At 61.4% G+C, this 22,145-nt stretch carries 24 protein-coding genes; 9 read left to right on the top strand and 15 right to left on the bottom strand.

The window, feature by feature from the left end:
- Positions 1 to 182 precede the first annotated feature (182 nt).
- From dbpA to tyrS, 4 genes are all read right to left on the bottom strand, one after another.
- Positions 183 to 1,592 (bottom strand): ATP-dependent RNA helicase DbpA, encoded by a 1,410-nt coding sequence (dbpA, locus tag QZ190_RS03845; RefSeq protein ID WP_291913702.1) that lies wholly within the window; start codon positions 1,590 to 1,592, stop codon positions 183 to 185.
- Between the two features lie 103 nt (positions 1,593 to 1,695).
- A complete protein-coding gene (gene dtd, locus QZ190_RS03840) occupies positions 1,696 to 2,139 on the bottom strand; it encodes a D-aminoacyl-tRNA deacylase (protein ID WP_291913700.1) in 444 nt (147 codons plus the stop codon).
- Positions 2,136 to 3,062 (bottom strand): cation diffusion facilitator family transporter, encoded by a 927-nt coding sequence (locus QZ190_RS03835; RefSeq protein WP_291913698.1) that lies wholly within the window; start codon positions 3,060 to 3,062, stop codon positions 2,136 to 2,138. The genes dtd and QZ190_RS03835 overlap by 4 nt, the downstream gene beginning before the upstream one ends.
- Positions 3,063 to 3,111: 49 nt before the next feature.
- Entirely contained in the window at positions 3,112 to 4,344 is a 1,233-nt protein-coding gene (tyrS, locus tag QZ190_RS03830; RefSeq protein ID WP_291913696.1) for a tyrosine--tRNA ligase, read from the bottom strand.
- Positions 4,345 to 4,486: 142 nt separating this feature from the next.
- On the opposite strand from tyrS, the gene QZ190_RS03825 reads away from it, so the two are divergent.
- Positions 4,487 to 5,953, top strand: a complete 1,467-nt coding sequence (locus tag QZ190_RS03825) for a M23 family metallopeptidase (RefSeq protein ID WP_291913695.1) — start codon at positions 4,487 to 4,489, stop codon at positions 5,951 to 5,953.
- Between the two features lie 81 nt (positions 5,954 to 6,034).
- Positions 6,035 to 7,174 carry an anhydro-N-acetylmuramic acid kinase gene (locus tag QZ190_RS03820; protein ID WP_291913693.1) on the top strand — a complete coding sequence of 380 codons (1,140 nt, stop codon included), beginning with the start codon at positions 6,035 to 6,037 and terminating at the stop codon, positions 7,172 to 7,174.
- Positions 7,175 to 7,207: 33 nt separating this feature from the next.
- On the opposite strand, the gene erpA is transcribed toward QZ190_RS03820, so the two are convergent.
- From erpA to rplM, 3 genes are all read right to left on the bottom strand, one after another.
- Positions 7,208 to 7,573 (bottom strand): iron-sulfur cluster insertion protein ErpA, encoded by a 366-nt coding sequence (erpA, locus tag QZ190_RS03815; protein ID WP_291913691.1) that lies wholly within the window; start codon positions 7,571 to 7,573, stop codon positions 7,208 to 7,210.
- 168 nt (positions 7,574 to 7,741) lie between these two features.
- The gene (gene rpsI / locus QZ190_RS03810; protein WP_053172304.1) at positions 7,742 to 8,134 is read right to left on the bottom strand and encodes a 30S ribosomal protein S9; all 393 of its coding nucleotides are present in this window, start codon (positions 8,132 to 8,134) and stop codon (positions 7,742 to 7,744) included.
- 11 nt (positions 8,135 to 8,145) lie between these two features.
- Positions 8,146 to 8,577, bottom strand: coding sequence for a 50S ribosomal protein L13 (gene rplM / locus QZ190_RS03805; RefSeq protein ID WP_053172306.1), 432 nt, complete (start codon positions 8,575 to 8,577; stop codon positions 8,146 to 8,148).
- A gap of 197 nt (positions 8,578 to 8,774) precedes the next feature.
- Here rplM and QZ190_RS03800 point away from each other — a divergent pair, with 197 nt between their 5' ends.
- The 6 genes from QZ190_RS03800 (at position 8,775) to paaE (ending at position 13,688) form a co-directional block, all read left to right on the top strand.
- Positions 8,775 to 9,662, top strand: a complete 888-nt coding sequence (locus QZ190_RS03800; protein ID WP_291913673.1) for a 23S rRNA (adenine(2030)-N(6))-methyltransferase RlmJ — start codon at positions 8,775 to 8,777, stop codon at positions 9,660 to 9,662.
- Positions 9,663 to 9,830: 168 nt separating this feature from the next.
- The gene (gene paaA, locus QZ190_RS03795; RefSeq protein WP_291913671.1) at positions 9,831 to 10,862 is read left to right on the top strand and encodes a 1,2-phenylacetyl-CoA epoxidase subunit PaaA; all 1,032 of its coding nucleotides are present in this window, start codon (positions 9,831 to 9,833) and stop codon (positions 10,860 to 10,862) included.
- Positions 10,859 to 11,155: a 1,2-phenylacetyl-CoA epoxidase subunit PaaB gene (gene paaB, locus QZ190_RS03790; protein ID WP_089953390.1), complete on the top strand. Its 297-nt coding sequence runs from the start codon at positions 10,859 to 10,861 to the stop codon at positions 11,153 to 11,155. Before paaA ends, paaB begins: the two co-directional genes overlap by 4 nt.
- 45 nt (positions 11,156 to 11,200) lie before the next feature.
- Positions 11,201 to 12,013: a 1,2-phenylacetyl-CoA epoxidase subunit PaaC gene (gene paaC, locus QZ190_RS03785; RefSeq protein ID WP_291913666.1), complete on the top strand. Its 813-nt coding sequence runs from the start codon at positions 11,201 to 11,203 to the stop codon at positions 12,011 to 12,013.
- Between the two features lie 10 nt (positions 12,014 to 12,023).
- On the top strand, positions 12,024 to 12,560 hold the full coding sequence (paaD, locus tag QZ190_RS03780; protein ID WP_291913664.1) for a 1,2-phenylacetyl-CoA epoxidase subunit PaaD: 537 nt from the start codon (positions 12,024 to 12,026) through the stop codon (positions 12,558 to 12,560).
- 24 nt (positions 12,561 to 12,584) lie between these two features.
- Positions 12,585 to 13,688, top strand: coding sequence for a 1,2-phenylacetyl-CoA epoxidase subunit PaaE (gene paaE / locus QZ190_RS03775; protein WP_291913662.1), 1,104 nt, complete (start codon positions 12,585 to 12,587; stop codon positions 13,686 to 13,688).
- 12 nt (positions 13,689 to 13,700) lie between these two features.
- Here the strand turns inward: paaE and QZ190_RS03770 are convergent, their stop codons facing one another.
- Entirely contained in the window at positions 13,701 to 15,539 is a 1,839-nt protein-coding gene (locus tag QZ190_RS03770) for an ABC transporter ATP-binding protein/permease (RefSeq protein WP_291913659.1), read from the bottom strand.
- 41 nt (positions 15,540 to 15,580) lie between these two features.
- Here QZ190_RS03770 and QZ190_RS03765 point away from each other — a divergent pair, with 41 nt between their 5' ends.
- On the top strand, positions 15,581 to 15,991 hold the full coding sequence (locus QZ190_RS03765; protein ID WP_291913658.1) for an acyl-CoA thioesterase: 411 nt from the start codon (positions 15,581 to 15,583) through the stop codon (positions 15,989 to 15,991).
- A 13-nt stretch (positions 15,992 to 16,004) separates the two neighbouring features.
- Here the strand turns inward: QZ190_RS03765 and QZ190_RS03760 are convergent, their stop codons facing one another.
- The 7 genes from QZ190_RS03760 to pilQ all read right to left on the bottom strand — a co-directional run.
- Positions 16,005 to 16,487, bottom strand: a complete 483-nt coding sequence (locus tag QZ190_RS03760) for a thioesterase family protein (protein WP_291913656.1) — start codon at positions 16,485 to 16,487, stop codon at positions 16,005 to 16,007.
- 44 nt (positions 16,488 to 16,531) lie between these two features.
- Positions 16,532 to 17,296 carry an enoyl-CoA hydratase gene (locus QZ190_RS03755; RefSeq protein WP_090142301.1) on the bottom strand — a complete coding sequence of 255 codons (765 nt, stop codon included), beginning with the start codon at positions 17,294 to 17,296 and terminating at the stop codon, positions 16,532 to 16,534.
- Between the two features lie 37 nt (positions 17,297 to 17,333).
- Complete coding sequence (locus QZ190_RS03750) at positions 17,334 to 17,789, bottom strand: DUF2147 domain-containing protein (RefSeq protein ID WP_291913653.1); 456 nt, start codon at positions 17,787 to 17,789, stop codon at positions 17,334 to 17,336.
- Between the two features lie 28 nt (positions 17,790 to 17,817).
- Complete coding sequence (locus QZ190_RS03745) at positions 17,818 to 19,629, bottom strand: acyl-CoA dehydrogenase C-terminal domain-containing protein (protein WP_291913650.1); 1,812 nt, start codon at positions 19,627 to 19,629, stop codon at positions 17,818 to 17,820.
- 43 nt (positions 19,630 to 19,672) lie between these two features.
- Entirely contained in the window at positions 19,673 to 20,431 is a 759-nt protein-coding gene (locus tag QZ190_RS03740; protein WP_291913648.1) for a TetR/AcrR family transcriptional regulator, read from the bottom strand.
- A gap of 147 nt (positions 20,432 to 20,578) precedes the next feature.
- Positions 20,579 to 21,118: a shikimate kinase gene (locus tag QZ190_RS03735; protein ID WP_291913646.1), complete on the bottom strand. Its 540-nt coding sequence runs from the start codon at positions 21,116 to 21,118 to the stop codon at positions 20,579 to 20,581.
- A 153-nt stretch (positions 21,119 to 21,271) separates the two neighbouring features.
- On the bottom strand, positions 21,272 to 22,145 hold an 874-nt coding region (gene pilQ, locus QZ190_RS03730), incomplete at its 5' end, for a type IV pilus secretin PilQ (RefSeq protein ID WP_291913644.1).

Genomic DNA, 22,145 nt, shown 5'->3' with positions numbered 1-22,145 from the left:
GGCAAAGGGTTGGCCAGTGAGATGAAACCGGAGCCAAGGCGAAAAAAGCTTCGATCATCCAAGGTGTGTGAGGGGATGCGGCGGGTGACGATTCACGGTCCCCCGTCATGAGGAACCCGCCGCATCCCCTCACACACCGCCCAAGCGAAAGGGGCACACAACCCAAGCAACAGGCAAACACGTCAGAGCAGCCGAACCTTCACGCTCTTGCCCTTGATCTTGCCGTGCGACAACTGCGCCTCGACCTTTTTGGCCAAGTCCGCCTGCACCGCCACATAGGTTGAAAATTCGTTGACATTGATCTTGCCCACCTGCTCGCGGGTCAAACCACACTCGCCCGCCAGCGCGCCCATCACGTCGCCTGCGCGAATCTTCTCTTTGCGACCGCCCACGATTTGCAGCGTGCGCATGGGCGGCTTCAACAAACCACCCGCAGCGGGTACCACATCGGCCAAGGGTGCCCAGTTAGACTCACGGCCCTGCATCACCTCGATCTTGCCGATCGCGCCCATCTCGTCCATGCTGGCCAGCGTCAGCGCCAAGCCCTCGGCATCACCACGGCCCGTGCGGCCAATGCGGTGGATGTGGATTTCCGGGTCGGGCGTCACGTCCACGTTGATCACGGCTTCCAGGCCTTCCACGTCCAGCCCGCGGGAAGCCACGTCGGTGGCCACCAGCACCGAGCAGCTGCGGTTGGCAAACTGCACCAGCACCTGATCACGTTCGCGCTGCTCCAGCTCACCAAACAGCGCCAGCGCGCTGTAGCCCTGGGCCTGCAGCACCGCCACCAGATCGCGGCACTGCTGCTTGGTGTTGCAAAAGGCCAGCGTGCGCTCGGGGCGAAAATGCGCCAGCAACTTGGATACCGCGTCCAGACGCTGGCTTTCGCTCACTTCGTAAAACACTTGGCGAATCTTGTGCGCACTGTGCTGCGCCTCCACTTTCACGGTCTGCGGTGCACGCATGAACTGGGCCGCCAACTTGGCAATACCCTCGGGATAGGTGGCCGAAAACAACAGGGTCTGCCGGTCTTTGGCGCACTGGCGCACCACTTTGGCGATGTCGTCAAAAAAGCCCATGTCCAGCATGCGGTCTGCTTCGTCCAGCACCAACGTGTTCACGCCTGCCAAACTCAGCGAGCCACGCTCCAGATGGTCCAGGATGCGGCCGGGCGTACCCACCACCACATCGGCACCGTGCTCCAGGCTCACGGTCTGGCCTCTCAAAGCCACGCCACCGCACAGGGTGACGACTTTCACGTTTTGACGAGCGCGGGCCAGTCGACGGATCTCTTGTGTGACCTGATCAGCCAACTCGCGGGTGGGGCACAAAACCACAGCCTGAATGGCCGCGCTGGGCGAGCCCGCCGTTTGCAGGCGCTCGATGAGGGGCAGGCCAAAAGCGGCGGTTTTGCCGCTGCCTGTGCTGGCTTGGGCGATCAGGTCTTGCCCGGCCAGGGTCAGCGGCAAGCTGGCCGCCTGAATGGGCGTCATCTGGGTGTAGCCCAGTTGTTCGAGGTTTTGAAGGGTGGCGGGGGCCAGCGTGAGCTGGTCAAAGCGAGCCGATGTCGCGTCTTGGTTTTTTACAGTCATGCACCGATTATCGGTGGCAGGGATCGTGGGTGGGCTTTGCGCTGAGGACCGAGCGCTGAAGACCGCCAGCTGATCGCAGATTTGCTATACGACCTGGACAAGCTCAAGCGCTCATGCGCATCGGAATGGTGATCGGCCCATCGTTCACCAGCGACACCTTCATGTCGGCCGCAAACTGGCCCGTCTGCACCACCGGGTGCGCGGCTCGGGCCTGCGCCACAAAGTGCTCGTACAGACGCAGACCGTCTTCGGGCGCCGCCGCCTGCGTGAAGCTCGGGCGGTTGCCCCCTGCGACATCGGCGGCCAATGTGAACTGGCTGACCACCAGCAAACCACCGCCCACGTCCTGCACGCTCCGGTTCATCTTGCCCGCCTCATCGCTGAAGATGCGCAGCTTGAGCATCTTGGCCAGCATTTTGTCGGCCACCGCTTCGGTGTCGCCTTTTTCGGCGCACAGCAGCACCAACAAGCCTGCGTCAATCTCGCCGATCACCGCCCCATCCACGCGCACACTGGCTTCACTCACCCGTTGCAACACCGCGATCATTTCAAGTCCCTCGCATCGTCAAAGTGCGCTTCCACATCGCTGGGCAACAGCTGGATGGTGGCCCGCAAGCCGGGCACCTCGCTCATCAGCGCCTGCTCCACACTGGCGCGCAAAGCGGCGGCCCGGCCCAGTGTCCAGCTGGCGGGCATGTGCATGTGCACGTCGACAAAACGGCGTTGCCCGGCTTTGCGCGTGTTCAGGTGGTCAAAGCGGATGATCTCGGTCTCGCCGCGCTGGTGGGCAAAACCATCGAGCACCCGCTGCACATCGGTCAGCACTTCAGGCTCCAGCGCCTCGTCCATGAGGCCCTGCGAGGAGCGCCAAACCAGGCTCCAGCCTTCTTTCAGAATGTTCAGAGCCACGCCGATGGCGACCACGGCATCCAGCCACAGCCAGCCGCTCACGCTCACCAGACCAATGCCAACCACCACCCCGGCCGATGTCCAGACGTCGGTCACCAGATGCCGAGCGTCGGCTTCGAGCGCCAGCGAGCGGTGCTGCCGGGCGGCGCGAAACATCAGCCAGGCCAGAAAACCGTTCAAGGCCGAACTGCCCACCGACAAGGCCAAGCCCCAGCCGACCTGCTCGATGGGCTGCGGATCGAACAAGCGATGGACCGCCACCCAAATGATGCCCAAGGCGGCCACCAGGATCAGGATGCCTTCGAAGCCCGAAGAGAAATACTCGGCCTTGTGGTGGCCGTAGGGATGGTCGTCGTCGGCGGGGCGCGCCGCAATTGTCACCATCATCAAGCCGAACACCGCACTGGCCAGATTGACCAGCGACTCCATGGCGTCCGACAGCAAACCGACCGAACCGGTCAACCACCAGGCCCCGGTCTTGAGGGCGATGGTCACGAGCGCCACCACCACCGAAGCCCACAGCATGCGGGTGGGCGTCATCCAGGCATCAAATCTTTTCATGGACCCAGCATACCCGCGATGGATGACTTGTCCGTGCGCCAAGCCCCCATCAAGCCAGCGTGACCTTGGCAAACTTGCGCTTGCCCACCTGCACCACGTAAGTGCCCGCCTCGAGTTTCAGGCCCTTGTCGCTGACCACGCTGGAGTCCACACGCACACCGCCGCCGTCGATCAGGCGTCCGGCCTCGGTGCTCGAAGGGGCCAGGCCCGCCGACTTGAGCAAAGCCCCAATGCCCAAGGGCGCGCCCGACAGGCTGACCTCCGGGATGTCATCAGGCACGCCGCCCTTGCTGCGGTTGATGAAATCCTGCTCGGCCGCATCGGCGGCTGCTGCGCTGTGGAATCGGGCGGTGATTTCCTTGGCCAGCATGACCTTGGCGTCTTTGGGGTTGCGGCCGCCTTCAATTTCCTTTTTCAGCGCCTCGATCTCGGCCATCGACTTGAAGGACAGCAGGGTGTACCAGCGCCACATCAAGGTGTCTGAAATGCTGAGCACCTTGGCGAACATGGTGTTGGGCTCTTCGCTGATGCCGATGTAGTTGTTCTTGGACTTGGACATCTTGTCCACCCCGTCCAGGCCTTCGAGCAGCGGCATGGTCAGGATGCACTGCGGCTCCTGGCCATGCTCGGCCTGCAGGTGACGGCCCATCAGCAGGTTGAACTTCTGGTCGGTACCGCCCAGCTCCAGGTCACTTTTGAGAGCGACCGAGTCGTAACCCTGCATCAGCGGGTACAGGAACTCGTGCACCGAAATCGGGGTGCCGGCCTTGAAACGATCGTGGAAGTCGTTGCGCTCCATCATGCGCGCCACGGTGTACTTGGCGGCCAGCTGAATCATGCCCATGGAGCCCAAAGGCAGCGACCACTCGCTGTTGTAGCGGATCTCTGTTTTGCTGGGGTCCAGCACCAGACTGGCTTGTTTGTAATAGGTCTCGGCGTTGGCCTTGATCTGCTCGGGCGTGAGCGGCGGGCGGGTGCTGTTGCGGCCCGACGGGTCACCGATCAAGCTGGTGAAGTCGCCGATCAAAAAGATCACCTGGTGACCCAGATCCTGCAATTGGCGCATCTTGTTCAGCACCACCGTGTGGCCGATGTGGATGTCGGGTGCCGTCGGGTCCAGGCCCAGTTTGATGCGCAAAGGCACACCGGTGGCCTCAGCCTTGGCTAATTTTTGCAGCCAATCTTCCTGTGGAATGAGCTCTTCACAGCCCCTTAAAGTGACTTCCAAAGCATTCAAAACACGGTCGTTAACCGGGTATTTTGTAACAAGCGTTTGATTCATAAGGGTTTTTTCTGTGTTGAATGCGGTGTAGACCGATACAATGGGCCTTGTAGTTTGATAAGCATTTTATGTGCGACCTGAAGAACATGGGCGTTGACCGCCCTGCTCTTTCACGGCGGTCATCGTCCCCCATCCCCTTTTCATGCCGATCCTTTCCACCATTCAGTCACGACTGATTTCTTTGCTGCTCAACTTTTTGTTCCTGTGCACGGCCGTGCTGGGCGCATTGTTGATTGCCACGCAAAGGCTTTTGGCTTGGCTGGACGGCTACCACCCTCAACTGCACCAAGCACAGCAGGTTTTTCATGGCTGGCTCAGACGCCACCCTAAAACCATTGCCGCCAGCCTGGCCAGCGCGTTGTTGGTGGGCGGTGGTGGCGCTTTTGCTGTGGCCAATTTGGGACCAGACATTTCCGACCAACCTGTGGTGAACATCACGGTGCCGATCGAAATCGCACAACTGGAATCGCAAGCCCAGTTGCTCGACCAGTTTGAAGTCAGCCTGACCCGTTCTGACAACACCCGCCCTTCAGACACCCCAGAAGCTTTGTTGCGCCGATTGGGACTCGTTGATGCCGAAGCTGCCGCTTTCTTGCGCAAACACCCTCTGGCCCGTCAGGCCCTTCAGCAAGGTGGACGCGCAGTGTCTGCCGAAGTCACCGGCCAACAATTGCTGCGTTCATTGAGCGTTCGCTGGCTCAAAAACGAAAACGACACTTTTTTCCAGCGACTTCGCGTGGAGCGTGCTTCCCAAGGTTTTCAGGTGGCGCTTGAGACATCGCCCATGAACACCAGCATCCGCATGACCGGCGGCACGGTGACCCGCTCTCTCTACGATGCGGCTGATGAGGCCCGCCTGCCGGACCCGGTCATCCACCAGCTGACCCAGATTTTTTCCAACCAGATTGACTTCCATCGCACCCTGCGCAAAGGTGCTCGTTTTTCGGTGGTTTACGAAGTCCTTGAAGCCGACGGTGAACCTCTGCGAACCGGCCGAGTACTGAGCGCCGAATTCCACAACGACAACCAGCAATACGATGCCGTCTGGTTCCAAGAGCCCGGTCAAAAGGGCAATTACTACGACATGGATGGCAAAAGCCTGAGCCGCTCTTATTTGGCTGCACCTTTGGCTTTTTCTCGCCAGTCCAGTGGTTTTGCCATGCGGCTGCACCCGATTTTCAACACACAACAAGCACACCGCGGTGTCGACTATGCTGCGCCAACCGGAACACCCGCCATGACCGTAGGTGATGGTGTGGTGATTTTTGCGGGTTCGCAAGGCGGCTATGGCAATGTGGTGGAGATTCGCCACGGCAATGGCCACACCACTTTGTATGCCCACCTGAGTCGAATCCACGTGCGCAACGGCCAAACGGTGCAAAAAGGTCAAGTCATTGGTGCTGTGGGATCCACCGGCTGGTCAACAGGTCCTCATTTGCATTTTGAATTCCGCGTCAACGGAGTCCACGTTGATCCTCAAAAAATCATCCAGCAAGCTCAAAGCGAACCCATAGGGCCCTCTTCCATGGGTCGGTTCGTGGCTCTAGTCGGTCAAGCCCAATCTCAGTTACAAGCCGCAGCCCAGATGCGGGAAGTCACCAGCCAATAAACTGCCCGGACAAGGAAGACCTGACACCCTGTGTTGTCTGCCTCTGCCTTAGACTTCGGTCTTACAGTTTGGGCTCATTCCATGTCCACCTCGCATTTCATCGGCCTCATGTCCGGCACCTCCTTGGATGGGGTGGATGGCGTTCTTGCACGCTTGGACAGCGCTGGACAACTTGAAGTGCTGGCCCATGACTTTGTGCCCTTCGATGCGACTTTCCGCAGCGAATTGCTGGCACTCAACCAAAGCGGCCCCAACGAACTGCACCGCAGCGCCTTGGCTGGCAACGCCATCGCCCGACATTACGCCGACGTGGTCGCCGCATTGCTGCACGAAACAGAACTCCAGCCCTCACAGGTCAGCGCCATCGGCGCCCATGGTCAGACCGTGCGCCATCGGCCCCTGGAATTCGACGCAGATCCAGCACGTCATCAGCCTGCGGTGGGCTACACCCTGCAATTGATCAACCCTGCTTTGCTGGCCGAACTGACGGGCATTGATGTGGTGGCCGACTTCAGAAGTCGGGACTTGGCCGCCGGAGGGCAAGGCGCGCCGCTGGTGCCGGCTTTTCACCAAGGTGTATTTGCCCAGCCCGGGCGCTGCGTAGCCGTACTCAACATTGGGGGCATCGCCAACTTGAGCTTGCTCAAGGCAGACGGCTCGGTGTTGGGTTGGGATTGCGGCCCGGGCAATGCCCTGATGGACTTCTGGTGCGCTCGCCACACCGGACAAGCTTTTGACCGAGACGGGGCTTGGGCCACCACAGGCCAGTTACATCCCGAATTGCTGTTCAGCTTAGCCAGCGAGCCTTTTCTGCACAAACCGCCACCCAAAAGCACCGGGCGCGACCTGTTCAACCCCAGCTGGCTCCTGCAACACCTGACCTCGTTTGAAGACCTGAAACCCGCCGATGTGCAGGCCACCCTCTGCACCTACACGGCCTATGCCTGCAGCCAGGACCTCTTGCGCTATGGCCCTGAGGCCAGCCAACTGGTCGTGTGCGGTGGAGGTGCATTGAATGGCGAATTGATGCGCCAGATGACGGCGCACTTGCCGGGTCTGCCTGTTTTGAACAGCGAGGCCTTGGGCCTGCCACCGCTGCAAGTCGAAGCCGCCGCCTTTGCCTGGCTGGCTTTCAAGACCGTTCGGCGCGAAACTTCCAGCCTGCCAAACGTCACGGGCGCCCAAGGCGCCCGTGTCTTGGGGGCCATTTACCCCCGGTGATGTGTGGCCAGCCCAGCTGGCCGAACCCTGCAATCAGGTCGAAAAAGAAGAGCCGCAACCGCAAGTCGATGTGGCGTTCGGGTTCTTGATCACGAACTGAGCGCCCTGCAGGTCTTCCTTGTAATCGATCTCGGCACCAATCAGGTACTGGTAGCTCATGGCGTCGATCAACAGGGAGACGCCATTCTTGCTCATGGTCGTGTCGTCTTCGTTGGTGATTTCATCGAAGGTGAAACCGTACTGGAAGCCCGAGCAGCCGCCACCCTGCACAAAAACGCGCAGCTTCAACTCAGGATTGCCCTCTTCGGCAATCAGGTCGGCCACCTTGGCAGCGGCGCTGTCGGTGAAGACAATCGGTTCGGGCATTTCGGTCTGGATATTTTCAGCAAGAGCGCTCATGGTGTTTCTCCGGTTCAATGCCAAATAGTATAGCGCGCTGGTCGGGAATTACCGCCCAGCCAATCCAGTAACGCTACTGGGCTCATGGGCTTTTGAAATCCCAAGCGCCCAAACAAAAAGCCGCTGCGGCGAACCGGAGCGGCTTTTTGGCCAAACAGGCAAAGCGGATTAACGCTTGGAGAACTGCTTGCGGCGACGAGCGGAGTGCAAGCCCACCTTTTTACGTTCGACTTCACGGGCGTCACGAGTGACAAAACCAGCTTGGCTCAGCATTGGCTTGAGCGAAGCATCGTAGTCAATCAGGGCGCGGGTAATGCCGTGGCGCGATGCGCCGGCTTGACCGGATTCGCCACCGCCGTGCACGTTGATCATGATGTCGAAAGTTTCGGCATGGTTGGTCAACATGAGGGGTTGCTTGGCGATCATGATCGAAGTCTCGCGGCCGAAGTAGGCTTGGATGTCCTTGCCGTTGACCGTGATCTTGCCAGTGCCTTTTTTCAGAAACACGCGGGCGACGCTGGATTTGCGACGGCCTGTGCCATTGTTCCATTCACCAATCATCTCAAGGCTCCTTAGATGTCCAGCACTTTAGGCTGTTGGGCGGTGTGTGGGTGCTCTGCGCCGCCATACACCTTGAGTTTCTTGATCATGGCGTAACCGAGTGGGCCCTTGGGCAGCATGCCCTTGACAGCCTTCTCGAGTGCGCGGCCAGGGTGCTTGGCTTGCATGTCGCGGAAGTTGGTGGCAGTGATACCGCCGGGATAGCCCGAATGACGGTAATACACTTTGTCCAGTGTTTTGGTGCCAGTCACTTTGAGCTGGGCAGCATTGATGATGACGATGAAGTCACCGGTGTCGACGTGAGGCGTGTAAATGGCCTTGTGTTTGCCGCGCAAACGGAGAGCAACTTCGCTGGCTACTCGTCCGAGGACCTTGTCGGTCGCGTCAATCACAAACCACTCGTGCACGACCTCAGCGGGTTTGGCGCTGAAAGTTGTTGTCATGAGTTTTCTCTTTGAAGAAAGGTTTGTCGGGCCCTTTTCCACGGTCGGTGTTCCTCTGTTGGGAACCTCTTAGGTGGGAGATTGCTTGAACCTTTTCAGGTTTGGGCGTCTTCGCCGCGGGGCCACAAAATCGCTGCGAAGCCTCACATTATACGAAAAATCAAGGACTTGCAGAAGTTATTGGTTACCATCGACGCATGTTCAGTTACCGACACGCTTTTCACGCGGGCAACCATGCCGATGTGCTCAAACACATCACCTTGCTCGCCACCATGCGCCACCTCATGCAAAAAGAGGCCGGCATCACCCTCATTGACACCCACGCTGGGGCCGGTTTGTACCGTTTGGACGGAGATTACTCGCAAAAGGGAGGAGAAGCCGAAGACGGCTTGTTCAAACTTCTGGCCGCCGCCGAAAAGCTCGATGCCTTGCCCGAACCCGTCCAAGACTACCTCGAGCAAATTGCCAGCTTCAACCCCAATGGGCAAGCCAAGATTTACCCCGGCTCGCCCTTTTTGATGCAACGGCTGATGCGCCACGCATCGCGCGACCGCCTTCGCCTGTTTGAGCTGCACCCCACCGACAGCAAAGCCCTGATGTCCAACATCGCCCAGCTCGAAGCCGGGCGCACGGTCACGGTGAGCCGCGAAGACGGTTTTGAGGCCCTCAAAAAGCTGCTGCCACCACCACCCTCGGCCACGGGCTCCAAGCGCGCCATGGTGCTGATCGACCCCAGTTACGAGATCAAGTCGGATTACAGCAAGGTCGCCAGCGTCATTCAGGAATACCTCAAGCGCTTTTCGACAGGCACCTACCTGGTCTGGTACCCCATCATTCCGCGCCCTGAGGCGCACGACCTGCCCAAACGCCTGCGCACCTTGGCCAACCAGTCGCAAAAACCCTGGCTCAACGCCACGCTGGCCATCGGTCGCGGCCCCGGCGACGAAGGCGGCCTGGTGGCCAGCGGCATGTTCGTCATCAACCCACCCTTCACCCTGAAAGACCAGATCCGCCAGGCGCTGGATGTGGTCGGGCCCGCCTTGGCCAGGGGCTCTGGAAAGAACTGGGCCGTCGAGTCGTCTTGAGCGGCCTTGGGCATTGGGGTTCTGAAGCTGGCTTTTCCCCTTGAAAACACGGCATCAGGGAAATACCTGAGCGCAGCGTGTTGAAATTAACCGACCGCCCGGTCGGTTAATGGTTATACTGGCACCTGCGCCGCGATCATTCCATCCTGTTTGGCGCAGGAGAAGCCCATGTACACGCAATCTTTCAGCGTCCCGGACGGAACCGAGGACGTCAAGTCGGTCGGCTTGAAGGCCGTCCCCAAAGCTCTGAGCGCCCAAGACGCCGCCCTGCAAGCCGCCTTTGACGCCCGCATCGACGCCGATGGCCGCATCGAGCCCCGCGAGTGGATGCCAGAGGCCTACCGCAAAACCCTGGTGCGCCAGATCAGCCAGCACGCGCACAGCGAAATCGTCGGCATGCTGCCCGAAGGCAACTGGATCAGCCGCGCCCCCAGCCTGAAGCGCAAAACGATTTTGATCGCCAAGGTGCAAGACGAAGCCGGTCACGGCCTGTACCTGTACAGCGCTGCCGAAACCTTGGGCACCAGCCGCGACCAGATGCTGGACGCCCTGCATTCCGGCAAGGCCAAGTACAGCTCCATCTTCAACTACCCCACGCTCAATTGGGCCGATGTGGGCGTGGTGGGGTGGCTGGTCGATGGCGCGGCCATCATGAACCAGGTGCCCCTGTGCCGCTGCTCGTATGGCCCTTACGCCCGCGCCATGGTGCGGGTGTGCAAGGAAGAAAGCTTCCACCAGCGCCAAGGCTACGAAGCCCTGCTGGTCATGATGCAAGGCACGGCCGAGCAAAAAGCCATGGTGCAGGACGCCGTGAACCGCTGGTGGTGGAAGTGCCTGGCCATGTTCGGACCGCCCGATGCCGACAGCCCCAACAGCGCGCAAGGCATGCGCTGGGGCATCAAACGCATCAGCAACGACGACCTGCGCCAGAAATTTGTCGACGCCACCGTGCCGCAAGCCAAGGTGTTGGGTGTGACCTTGCCCGACCCCGACCTGAAGTGGAACGAAGCGCGCCAAGCCCACGACTACGGCCAGATCGACTGGGACGAGTTCTGGGCCACCGTCAACGGCAACGGCCCCTGCAACAAAGAACGCCTGGGTGCCCGCGTCAAGGCCTGGAACGACGGCGCCTGGGTGCGCGAAGCGGCCCTGGCCCACGCCAAGAAACAACAGCAACGTCAGATGAAGGAAGCAGCATGAGCACCGCCGCATTGAAAGAATGGCCTCTGTGGGAGGTCTTCGTCCGCTCCAAGCAAGGCCTGGAACACAAGCATTGCGGCAGCCTGCACGCCTCGGATTCGGAGCACGCTTTGCAAATGGCGCGTGACGTGTACACCCGCCGCCAGGAAGGCGTGAGCATCTGGGTGGTGCCGTCGGCCAACATTTCGGCGAGCGAGCCCAACGACAAGCCTGAATTTTTTGACCCGGCCAGCGACAAGGTGTACCGCCACCCCACTTTCTACGCGATTCCGGAAGAAGTCGGCCACATGTGAAGCCGTTCGGCGCTCAGCGTTGAGCGTCACGCACCCAACACCCTTATGAACACGCCCAACTCCCCAACGGCCTCGCTCAACGCGCCGGTCGATTACCTGCTGCACCTGGCCGACAACGCGCTGATCCTTGGGCAGCGCAACGCCGAATGGTGTGGCCACGGCCCCATCCTCGAAGAAGACATCGCGCTGTCCAACAACAGCCTGGACCTGGTGGGCCAAGCCCGCATGCTTTACCAGCATGCGGCCGAACTGCAAGGCGGCGGCGCCACCGAAGACACGCTGGCGTATTTCCGCGACGTGCCCGACTTCAAGAACTACACCTTGTGCGAATTGCCGCACATGCCCTTGATGTCGGCCACCGCCCAAGGCGACCGTGATTTCGCCATGACCATGACGCGCAACTTTTTGTACAGCAGCCTGATGGTGCTGGTCTGGGACCAGCTGCAAAACTCCAAAGACACGCAACTGGCCGCGATTGCTGCCAAGTCACTCAAGGAAGTGCGCTACCACCTGCGCCATTCTCGTGACTGGCTGGTGCGTCTGGGCGACGGCACCGACGAGTCGCATGCCAAAGCACAAGCGGCCGTTGACCAACTGCTGCCTTTCACCCAGGAGTTTTGGGCCAGCAGCCCGCATGAAGCCGCCGCGCTGGCCAACGGCACGGGCATCGACATGGCCGCTTTGCAAAACGACTGGAACCAGATCGTGGACCAGGCCCTGCAAGAAGCCACCCTCCAGCGGCCGGCCGATGGCGGCTTTGTGCCCACAGGCAAACAAGGCCTGCATTCCGAGCACCTGGGTTTTGTGTTGGCTGAAATGCAAAGCCTGGCCCGCGCACACCCGCAAGCCACCTGGTAAGCCCCAAGCCATGTCCACCCTCACTTCGCAGCCCAGCCCCGCCGATGTGGCCCGCGCCTGGGTCCTGCTCGACAGCTTGACCGACCCGGAAATTCCGGTGGTCACTTTGCGCGAGCTGGGCATATTGCGCGACGTGCGCGCTGGAGAAGCGGGACTGGACGTGGTCATCACGCCCACCTACAGCGGCTGCCCGGCCATGGGCGCGATCGAGGACGACGTGAAAGCCCTGCTGGCGGCCAACGGTCTGCAAGGCCGCGTCGTCACGCAACTGGCCCCGGCCTGGACCACCGACTGGATGAGCGACGCGGCCAAAGACAAACTGCGCGCCTATGGCATCGCCCCGCCGCACGCCTGCAGCAACGCGGGCTCGGGTGCGGCCAACGTGGTGCAGTTTGCAGCGCGTGGGGCCAAGCCCGAGGTGGTGAACTGCCCGCAATGCGGCTCGGCCAACACCACCGAAACCTCCCATTTCGGCTCGACCGCCTGCAAGGCCCTTTACCGGTGCCTGGCTTGCATGGAGCCCTTCGATTACTTCAAACCTTACTGAGCGGCCTTGCCGCGCTGAAGCACCATGTCCGCACCCCGATTTCATGACCTCCCGATCGCACGCGTCAACCCCGAAGCGGCTGGTGCCGTGGCGATCACGCTGAACGTGCCCGCCGATCTGCGCAGCAGCTTCGACTTCCAGCCGGGCCAGTTCCTGACCTTGCGTGCGGACATCAACGGCGCGGATGTGCGCCGCAGTTACTCCATCAGCTCGGCCCGCAGCCAACTGCAAAATCACGGTGTTCTCGAAGTGGGCATTCGCCCCGTCGAAGGCGGCGTGTTCTCCAACTGGGCGGCCACCCAACTCAAGGCAGGCGACACCTTGCGCGTGATGCCACCCGATGGCCGCTTTGTGGTGCAGCGGCCCCGAGCGATTCACCGCGTGGGCTTTGCGGCTGGCTCGGGCATCACGCCCATCCTGTCCATCCTGGCCAGCACCCTCGAAGAACAGCCCGAGAGCAAATTCACTCTGGTCTATGGCAACCGCCGCATGGACAGTGTGATGTTCAACGAAGCGCTGCAAGACCTCAAGGACCGCTATCCCTCGCGCCTGACCTTGATCCATGTGCTCTCGCGCCAGGCGCAAGAGGTGCCCCTGCTCGAAGGCCGCATCGACGCGGCCAAAGTCCAGGCCATCATCGACGCCTTCTTGCCCGTGGGCAGCATGGACGAGGTGTTTGTGTGCGGACCCGAGGCCATGATCGAAGCCACCGAGCAAGCGCTGCTGAGCGCAGGCGTGAAAGCCGAGCGCATCCGCACCGAGCGCTTCAGCTCACCCACACTGGATGCACTGGCCCCCGAGGTCCGCGCCAAAGCCGTGCTGGGCCACCCCGCCACGCGCGAGCAGGGTGAAGTGCAGCTCACCGTGGTGCTGGACGGCAAGCCCTACAACATGCCGATGAACCGCAACGAAAAGATTCTGGACATCGCCTTGTCGCTGGGCCTGGACCTGCCCTACTCGTGCAAAGCCGGGGTGTGCTGCACCTGCCGCTGCAAGGTCATGGAAGGCACGACCGAGATGGAGAAGAACTTCACGCTCGAAAAGCCAGAAGTCGAACAAGGCTTCATCCTGTCCTGCCAAGCCCGCCCGACCAGCGAGCGCGTGGTGATCAGTTTCGACGAGCGCTGAAAGAGCGCCCGTTCACTCGCCCGACTGCTGCATCGCCCACATGCTGGCGTAGCGGCCTTGTTGGGCCAGCAGCTCGGCATGGTTGCCGCGCTCGATGATCTGGCCTGCGTCCATCACCAGAATCTCGTGCGCGTCCACCACCGTGGACAGGCGGTGCGCAATCACCAAAGTGGTTTTGTTTTGCGCCACGCTGGCCAGCTCAGACTGGATGGCGCGCTCGTTGGCCGAATCGAGTGCCGAGGTGGCTTCGTCGAACACCAAAATCGGTGGGTCCTTGAGCAAGGTGCGGGCAATGGCCACGCGCTGCTTTTCACCGCCCGACAATTTGAGCCCGCGCTCGCCCACCGAAGTTTGGTAACCCTTGGGCGTGGAGGCGATGAAGTCGTGGATGCGAGCCGAACGCGCCGCGCCCTCGATCTCGGCCTGGCTGGCCCCGGGGCGGCCGTAGGCGATGTTGTAGGCCACGCTGTCGTTGAACAGCACTGTGTCTTGCGGCACGATGCCCAAGGCCTGGCGCACACTCGCTTGCGTGACCTGGCGGATGTCCTGCCCCGCGATGCGAATGAAGCCTTGCTGCACGTCGTAAAAGCGAAACATCAAACGCGCCAGCGTGGACTTGCCCGAACCCGAAGGCCCGACCACCGCCACCGTTTTGCCCGCAGGAATGGTGAAGCTGATGTCTTTCAGGATCGGCCTGTCGCTTTCGTAGGCAAATGACACGCGGTCAAACACCACATCGGGCGCGCCTTGCAATGCCAGCGCGGGTGCACCCGGCACATCGGCCACTTCGCGCTCGCGGTCCATCAGCACAAACATCTTGTCCAGATCGGTCAGGCTTTGTTTGATCTCGCGGTACAGCACACCCAAAAAGTTGAGCGGAATGTACAGCTGGATCATGAAGGCGTTGATCATGACCAAGTCGCCCAAAGTCATGCGCCCGGCCACCACCCCTTCGGTGGCACGCCAAAGCATGGCCACCAGGGCCGACGCGATGATGAGCTGCTGCCCGGTGTTGAGCAATGACAACGAGGTTTGTGCCTTCAGGCGCGACAAGCGCAGCCGCTCCAGGCTTTCGTCGTAGCGGCCGGCTTCGAAGCGCTCATTGCCAAAGTATTTGACGGTTTCGTAGTTCAACAGCGAGTCAACCGCCCGCGTGTGGGCCGCGGAATCGAACTCGTTGGCCTGCTTGCGAAACTGGGTGCGCCACTCGGTCACGCGCACCGTGAAAAAGATGTACAGCGCCAAAGCCAGCAACGTGATGCCCGCAAACCAGGCGTCGAACTTGACCGCCAAAATGGTCAGCACCAAACCCACTTCAATCAAGGTCGGGATGACGCTGTAGAGCGAATACGAAATCAGCGACTCGATGCCGCGAACGCCGCGTTCGATGTCTCGCGTCATGCCCCCGGTCTGCCGCGCCAGATGAAAGCGCAGGCTTAAAGCATGCAGATGCTCAAAGGTTTGCAAGGCAATGCTGCGCGACGCGCCTTGTGTGGCCTTGGCAAACACCAGCTCGCGCAACTCGGTGAACGCGGACGTCATCAAGCGCAAAGCGCCGTAACCCACCAACAAGGCCACCGGCACCACCAGCACGGCCTGCGGGTCGCCGGGCTTGAGGCTCATGGCGTCCACCAGCTCCTTGAGCAGCAGGGGCACACTCACATTGGCCAGCTTCGCGCACACCATGAGGCTGAGCGCAATGACCACGCGCCATTTGTACTGCAACAAATAGGGCAAGAGGCGCGACAAGGTTTTCCAGTCGTTGCCGGGCGGCGCTTGAGTCGCAGCGCCGGGCTTGGCACCTGGGGCATGGGGAGAAGCAGGGGCAGCGGTTTCGCCGTGGTGGCGCATAAGGGACAATCCGGTTTTGACGTTAACCACCGATTGTGCCCATGTCTGACGCCTCACACCCGAACACCGTGTCTTTGCCCACTGACCAGGAGCTGGTGCTCAAAGTCATCCCCATGCCCGCCGACTGCAATGCCAGCGGCGATATTTTTGGCGGCTGGGTCATGGCGCAGGTCGACTTGGCAGGGGCCGTGTTGCCCGCGCGGCGCGTGCGGGGCCGCATGGTCACTGTGGCGGTGAACGAGTTCATCTTCAAACAGGCCGTCAAGGTGGGCGACATCCTGTCGTTTTTCTCGCGCATCGTGCGCGTGGGTCGCACCTCGGTCACCGTCAAGGTGGAGGTGTTTGCCGAACGCTTTCAGTTGCAGGGCCAGTACATCAAGGTCACCGAAGCGAACCTGACCTACGTGGCGGTGGACGACCAAGGCAAACCCAGGCCCGTGCCTGCGGAGTGAATCGCCCGAGAGGTCAGGACACGATGTAAGCGGCAGCGCCGGTCGACATCAAGGTGCCGTCGGGCCCACAAAACTCCATGCGCGACGACCCCACCCGCGAGCCCACACGCAAGGCGTTGGCGGTGATGGTGAAGTGCTCGCCAATGCCAGGGCGCAGGTAGTCCACCCGCAAGTCGATGGTGCCCAGCTTGGCAAAGCGCTCCAGGCGTTTGGCGGGCGGCTCGTCCATGTGTTTGGCGGCCAGTGCAGCCATCACAGCCGCGCTGCCAATCGCATCGAGCACGGCGCTGATGACGCCGCCGTGTATGCGGTTGTAGGCAAAATGACCTACCAACTCAGGCCGCATGTCGATGCGGGCCTCCACGCCGTCTGGCGTGACCTTGACGAGCTTCAAGCCCAAGGTTTTGTTGAAGACGATTTTTTCTTCGTAGATCTGGCGAAAACCTTCGATGTACTCGGGTTCCAGAACGATGGGGTCAGGTGAACGGTGGGGCATGCCTGAGATTCTAGGGAAGAACCGCGCTCGGCAGCCCCAAGCCTTCAAAGTTTGGAAAAATCAGGCTTGCGCTTTTCCATGAAAGCACCAAACGCCTCTTTGGCGGCGGGCTCGCGCAGCATGCGGCCAAAGTCTCGGCCTTCTTCGTCCATCTTTTGCAGCACGGCCTGCTGATCGCCGCCCTTCATGAGGCGCTTGGTGGCGATCAGTGAAGTCAAAGGTTTGGCGGCCAGTTTGCGGGCTTGCGCCTGGGCGTAGCCGTTGACCTCGGTGGGTGGCACCACGCGGTTGACCAGGCCCACCTCTTGCGCGGCTTCGGCAAAAAAGGGCTCGCCCATGAGCAGCGCTTCGGCGGCGCGGTGGTAGCCGAACATGCGCGGCGCCAGCAGGCTGGACGCCGCCTCGGGGCAAAGACCCAGGTTGACGAAAGGCATGGAAAACGCCGCGTTGTCACCCGCGTAGACCAAGTCGCAATGGAACAGCATGGTGGTGCCGATGCCCACCGCAGGCCCGGCCACAGCGGCGATCAGCGGCTTTTCAAAGGTGGCAATGCCGCGCAGGAAACGGAACACGGGCGACTCTTGTGTGGTGGGCGGCTGGTTCAAAAAGTCGCCGATGTCGTTGCCCGCGCTGAAGATGCTCTCGTGCCCCTGAAACACCACGACCCGAACGGCGGGATCGGCCGCCGCCTGGGCCACGGCGTCGGCCATCGCGGCATACATGGCAGCGGTGATGGAGTTCTTCTTGTCCAGGCGGTTGAAGGTGATGGTCATCACCCCCGCGTCGGTGTGGGTCAGGATGTCAGACATGCGGGTCCTTGAGGTGTGTTGCGGGAGGCGAGGCGGTTCACTGAACCCGAATCCAGGTTTGCGTGCGTCCCAAAATGGGGGCGCCGATGAAACCACGGACTTCGAGTTTTTTGCCGCCGTCGACAGGGGTCAGGCGCAGGCTGTAGTTTTTGCCGTTCTCGGGATCGAGGATTTTCCCACCCTCCCACACCGCTTTGCCGTCACTTTGTTGACCGCCACGGATGATTTCCATGCCGATTTTGGGCTTGTCTTTGCGGTCGTCGGTGCACAGGTTGCAGTTCGGCTCGGTGCTGGGGGCGGTGAGCAAAGAGCGCTCGACCACGCCCGACAGGGTTCCCGATGCTGTCTGGCTGATGCGGATTTCGGCTTTGGGCTGCTTGCTCTCGTCGTCGATGCTGCGCCACAGGCCCACCGGGCTCATTTGGGCGTGTGCGGCCAGGCTCAGCAGGCCAGCGCTCAGGGTCATGGTCAGGGTCAAAGCGGTTTTGATCATGCGGTTCTTCCTTTTAGAAGCTGGGGGTTCAGGCCAGCGCGGCGTCGGTGTCCATCAGCACATCGCTGCCGGCGCGGATGCGGCGCATCAGGGTCGAAGTTTCGGGCATCAGGCGGGTGAAGTAAAAACGCGCGGTCTGCAGTTTGGCCTGGTAGAACGGATCGGGGCGCTGGGCCTCTTCCTCGGCCTCGGCCAATTTGGCCAAAGCGATTTGCGCTGAGCGGGCCCAGAAGTAACCCAGCACCAGGTGGCCCACCACGCGCAAATAGTCCACCGCAGCTGCGCCCACTTCGTCGGCATTGCTCATGGCTTTCATACCGACTTCGCCTGTGAGTTGCGTGAGCTTTTGGCCCAGATCGGCCAGCGGCTTGATGAACTCGCCCATGGCTTCGTTGGCCATTTCGGCCTTGACCAGTTGCTCGACCAATTTGCCGAACTTTTTGAGGGTGGCACCCTGGTTGCCCAACACTTTGCGGCCCAGCAAGTCGAGCGACTGGATGGTATTGGTGCCTTCGTAAATCATGTTGATGCGGGCATCGCGCACGAACTGCTCCATGCCCCACTCTTTGATGTAGCCGTGGCCGCCAAACACCTGCTGGCAGGCCGATGTGGCTTCCCAGGCGTTGTCGGTGGTGAAGGCTTTCACGATGGGCGTGAGCAAGGCCACGACTTCGGCGGCTTCGGCGCGCACGGCCTCGTCGGGGTGGTTGATCTCTTTGTCGAGCAACAAGGCGCAGTAGCACGCCAGGGCCCGGCCGCCTTCGGCATAGGCCTTGGCGGTCATCAGCATGCGGCGCACATCGGGGTGCACGATGATCGGGTCGGCGGGTTTGCCGGGGGCTTTGACACCGGTCAGCGAGCGCATTTGCACGCGGTCTTTGGCGTAGGCCAAGGCATTTTGGTAGGCCACTTCGGTCAGGCCCAGCGACTGGTTGCCCACGCCCAAGCGGGCCGCGTTCATCATCACAAACATCGCGGCCAGGCCCTTGTGCGGCTGGCCCACCAGGGTGCCCACAGCCTCGTCCAAAACCATCTGGCACGTGGCGTTGCCGTGGATGCCCATTTTGTGCTCCAGGCCACCGCAGTAAATGCCGTTGCGCGCGCCCATGCTGCCGTCAGCGGCCACATTGAACTTGGGGACGATGAAGAGGCTGATGCCTTTGCTGCCGGGGGGGGCGTCGGGCAGACGGGCCAAGACCAGGTGCACGATGTTGGGGGCCAGATCGTGCTCGCCTGCGCTGATGAAAATTTTCTGACCGCTCAGCTTGTAGGTGCCGTCGGCCTGTGGTTCGGCTTTGGTGCGCAAGAGCCCCAAATCGGTGCCGCAATGCGGCTCGGTCAGGCACATGGTGCCGGTCCACTCGCCGCTGGTCAGCTTGGGCAGGTACAGGGCTTTTTGCTCGGGCGTGCCGTGCGCGTGCAGGCATTCGTAGGCGCCGTGGCTGAGGCCCGGGTACATGGTCCAGGCCTGGTTGGACGAGTTGAGCATTTCGTAAAAGCACTGGTTGACCACAAAGGGCAAGCCTTGACCGCCGAAGTCAGGATCGCAGCTCAGCGATGGCCAACCACCCGCGACGTACTGCTCATAAGCCGCCTTGAAACCGTCGGGCGCTTTGACCTCGTGTGTGTCGCGGTTGAGCTGGCAGCCCTGGGTGTCGCCCGAAATGTTCAAAGGAAAGACCACTTCGGCTGCGAATTTGCCTCCTTCTTCGAGCACCGCATTGATGGTGTCGGCGTCGGTGTCGGCGTGCTTGGGCAAGGCCTTGAGTTCGGCGCTCACGTTGAGCAACTCGTGCAAGACAAACTGCATGTCGCGAAGGGGTGGGTTGTAGACGGGCATGGGGGGACTCCTTGAATCGGTGTGTCAGTGAGGATGGGGGAAATCAGTCGTGGGTCGGCTTGCGGCGGGCCTTGGGCACGGCCACCAGCTTGGGCGATTTGGCCGCGCTGGCTGGTGCGGACGAAGTCGTGGGCGCGGGCGACGTTCCAGAGCCTGCGTAGCGGGCCAAAATGTGCTGAAAGCCTTGGCGGGCGCGGTCGGCGGCGCTGGGGTTGCGCAAAAAACGGGCTTCGTAATGCAGCGCCAAAATCAGGCCATGGATTTCAAAAGCGATCTGGTGGGCGTCAGATGCGCGGCTGAGTTGGCCTTCGGCCTGGGCCAGCTCCACAGCCCGGCGCAAAGCGGTTTGCCAGGTGGACACCGACGAAGCCAGCGCGTCGCGCACCGGGCCGCTGCGGTCGTCAAACTCGACCGCACCGCTGATGTAGATGCAGCCCGAATCGATCTCGGCCGAGGTCTGAACCATCCAGTTGTCAAACAGGGCCTGCAGGCGCGGCAGACCTCTGGGCATTTGCATGGCGGCGTAAAACACCTCGGCCTCAAAACGGTCGTGGTATTCACGGATGACGGAAATCTGCAGCTCTTCGCGCGAGCCGAAATGGGCAAACACGCCCGACTTGCTCATGCCCGTGACCTCGGCCACCGCACCAATGGACAGGCCTTCGAGGCCAATTTGCGAGGCCAGGCCCAAAGCGGCGTCGATGATCACGGTTTTGGTTTGCTGACCTTTGATGAGCACGCGCCGACCGGCCTCTGGCGCAGGCAAGCTATCAACTTTGGAGGGGGTTTTGTGATCGGTCATGGCGCATCAAAAAAGAACGACCGTTCTATTTTGCACCATTTTTGCCACCAGCGCCCATGCACCCGGACACATCAGGGTAAATCGGGGGGGGTTCAGCGTTCAGCGTTTGGCGTGACGGATCCATTCTTCAACGCTCAACGCCCAACGCTACGACCCAGCTTGGTCTTTCATGGGCAGATGACCCGCCAGCTCCAACTGCATGCAGATCATGTTGACCAGCATGGCCGCCGAGGGGCGGCCGGTTTCGATGACAAAGTGGGCCGCTTCGCGGTACAGCGGGTCACGCGCTTCAAACAAGGCGCGTAAACGGCTGAGCGGATCGTCCACCTGGAGCAAAGGCCGGGCGGTGTCGTGGCGCACGCGTCTGTACACATCTTCGGGGGAGGAACGCAAATAAATCACCTGGCCGCGTTCGTGCAAGTGGCGGCGATTGGCTTCGCGCAAAACAGCGCCGCCCCCCGTCGCGATCACGCCTTGCTGCGTTTGAGTCAACTCATCCAGCACCTGCTGCTCCAGATCCCGGAAACTGTCCTCACCCTCGCGTGCAAAAAACTCCCGAATCGAGCAACCCAAGCGGTGCTCGATCACATGGTCGGAATCGACAAACGGCACACCCAGACGGCGCGCCAACTGGCGGCCAATGGTGGTTTTGCCCGAGCCGGGAAGGCCCACAAAGATGATGCTCAAGGGAAGTCTCGTGCAGAAAAATTCGGCGTCAACCCCCAAGCCTGGGGCCTGGGGTTCAGGGCCTGCAAGTGTATTCGACATGGTTTGGGGGCCATGCAACGGGGCTGCCGCATCGGCTGGGGCACAAGGCCCTCGCAAAAAGTGGCGCTGAACTCAGGGCGGCGCGGTCGCCGGACCATCGGCCATGACGCGGGGTGTCAGAAAAATCAGCAACTCGCTTTTGCGCTGGGCTTGGTCGCGGTTCTTGAACAACCAACCCAAGCCCGGCACATCCCCGAGGCCCGGCACCTTGGCTTCGTTGTTGCGGTCGGTCTCCTCAAAAATACCGCCGAGCACCACAGTGCCGCCGTCCTCCACCCGCACCTGGGTCTTGACGTGCTTGGTGTTGATGGCAAAACCGGCCGGGGTGACTTGACCCACGCTGTCGCGGTTCACGTCCACCTCCAGCACCACCGAGCCATCGGGGGTGATTTGCGGCGTCACTTCCAGCTTCAGGTTGGCCTTGCGAAAGGTGATCGCGGTCGCGCCACTGGCCGATGCGGTCTGGTAAGGCAATTCGGTGCCCTGCTCGATCAAGGCCTTGGTCTGATCGGCCGTGACCACCCGGGGGCGTGAGACCACCTTGCCCCGGCCATCGGCTTCGAGCGCGGAAATTTCCACATTGATGAACCGGTCGGCCGCCGCATTGAACAAGGACACGGCAAAACTGGCGGGCGTGTTCAGTGTCTGCCCCGCCGAGCCCGCAGGCAGCTTGACCTGGTTGCCCGTCACCACCCCAGCGCCCGTCTCGGCATTACCCGCCCCCAGCGCCAGTGTGTTAGCGCGCTGGTTCACTCGCAAGGGTACCGCGAGGCCCGCCCCCAAGCGCACGCCCAGCGATTGCCCAAACTGGTCATCGGCCTCGACGATGCGCGCCTCGATCAGCACCTGACGCACCGGAATGTCCAGTTGGGCCAGGATTCTTTGCACCTCTGTCAGGCGCTGGGGCAAGTCGGAGATGAACAGCTGGTTGGTGCGCGGCTCGGCC

The sequence above is a fragment of the Limnohabitans sp. genome (assembly GCF_017848645.1).
Lineage (GTDB): Bacteria > Pseudomonadota > Gammaproteobacteria > Burkholderiales > Burkholderiaceae_C > Limnohabitans_A.
This window is presented reverse-complemented; position numbering and strand designations above follow the sequence as displayed.

Excerpts from the sequence above, each read along its gene's own strand:
- QZ190_RS03750 (WP_291913653.1), bottom strand. The coding sequence starts at position 17,789 with ATGATCAAAACCGCTTTGACCCTGACCATGACCCTGAGCGCTGGCCTG.
- dbpA (WP_291913702.1), bottom strand. The coding sequence starts at position 1,592 with ATGACTGTAAAAAACCAAGACGCGACATCGGCTCGCTTTGACCAGCTC.
- paaA (WP_291913671.1), top strand. The coding sequence starts at position 9,831 with ATGTACACGCAATCTTTCAGCGTCCCGGACGGAACCGAGGACGTCAAG.
- erpA (WP_291913691.1), bottom strand. The coding sequence starts at position 7,573 with ATGAGCGCTCTTGCTGAAAATATCCAGACCGAAATGCCCGAACCGATT.
- paaC (WP_291913666.1), top strand. The coding sequence starts at position 11,201 with ATGAACACGCCCAACTCCCCAACGGCCTCGCTCAACGCGCCGGTCGAT.
- QZ190_RS03825 (WP_291913695.1), top strand. The coding sequence starts at position 4,487 with ATGCCGATCCTTTCCACCATTCAGTCACGACTGATTTCTTTGCTGCTC.
- paaE (WP_291913662.1), top strand. The coding sequence starts at position 12,585 with ATGTCCGCACCCCGATTTCATGACCTCCCGATCGCACGCGTCAACCCC.
- QZ190_RS03835 (WP_291913698.1), bottom strand. The coding sequence starts at position 3,062 with ATGAAAAGATTTGATGCCTGGATGACGCCCACCCGCATGCTGTGGGCT.
- QZ190_RS03740 (WP_291913648.1), bottom strand. The coding sequence starts at position 20,431 with ATGACCGATCACAAAACCCCCTCCAAAGTTGATAGCTTGCCTGCGCCA.
- rplM (WP_053172306.1), bottom strand. The coding sequence starts at position 8,577 with ATGACAACAACTTTCAGCGCCAAACCCGCTGAGGTCGTGCACGAGTGG.
- QZ190_RS03755 (WP_090142301.1), bottom strand. The coding sequence starts at position 17,296 with ATGTCTGACATCCTGACCCACACCGACGCGGGGGTGATGACCATCACC.
- QZ190_RS03745 (WP_291913650.1), bottom strand. The coding sequence starts at position 19,629 with ATGCCCGTCTACAACCCACCCCTTCGCGACATGCAGTTTGTCTTGCAC.
- paaB (WP_089953390.1), top strand. The coding sequence starts at position 10,859 with ATGAGCACCGCCGCATTGAAAGAATGGCCTCTGTGGGAGGTCTTCGTC.
- rpsI (WP_053172304.1), bottom strand. The coding sequence starts at position 8,134 with ATGATTGGTGAATGGAACAATGGCACAGGCCGTCGCAAATCCAGCGTC.
- tyrS (WP_291913696.1), bottom strand. The coding sequence starts at position 4,344 with ATGAATCAAACGCTTGTTACAAAATACCCGGTTAACGACCGTGTTTTG.
- QZ190_RS03800 (WP_291913673.1), top strand. The coding sequence starts at position 8,775 with ATGTTCAGTTACCGACACGCTTTTCACGCGGGCAACCATGCCGATGTG.
- QZ190_RS03820 (WP_291913693.1), top strand. The coding sequence starts at position 6,035 with ATGTCCACCTCGCATTTCATCGGCCTCATGTCCGGCACCTCCTTGGAT.
- QZ190_RS03765 (WP_291913658.1), top strand. The coding sequence starts at position 15,581 with ATGTCTGACGCCTCACACCCGAACACCGTGTCTTTGCCCACTGACCAG.
- paaD (WP_291913664.1), top strand. The coding sequence starts at position 12,024 with ATGTCCACCCTCACTTCGCAGCCCAGCCCCGCCGATGTGGCCCGCGCC.
- QZ190_RS03760 (WP_291913656.1), bottom strand. The coding sequence starts at position 16,487 with ATGCCCCACCGTTCACCTGACCCCATCGTTCTGGAACCCGAGTACATC.
- dtd (WP_291913700.1), bottom strand. The coding sequence starts at position 2,139 with ATGATCGCGGTGTTGCAACGGGTGAGTGAAGCCAGTGTGCGCGTGGAT.
- QZ190_RS03770 (WP_291913659.1), bottom strand. The coding sequence starts at position 15,539 with ATGCGCCACCACGGCGAAACCGCTGCCCCTGCTTCTCCCCATGCCCCA.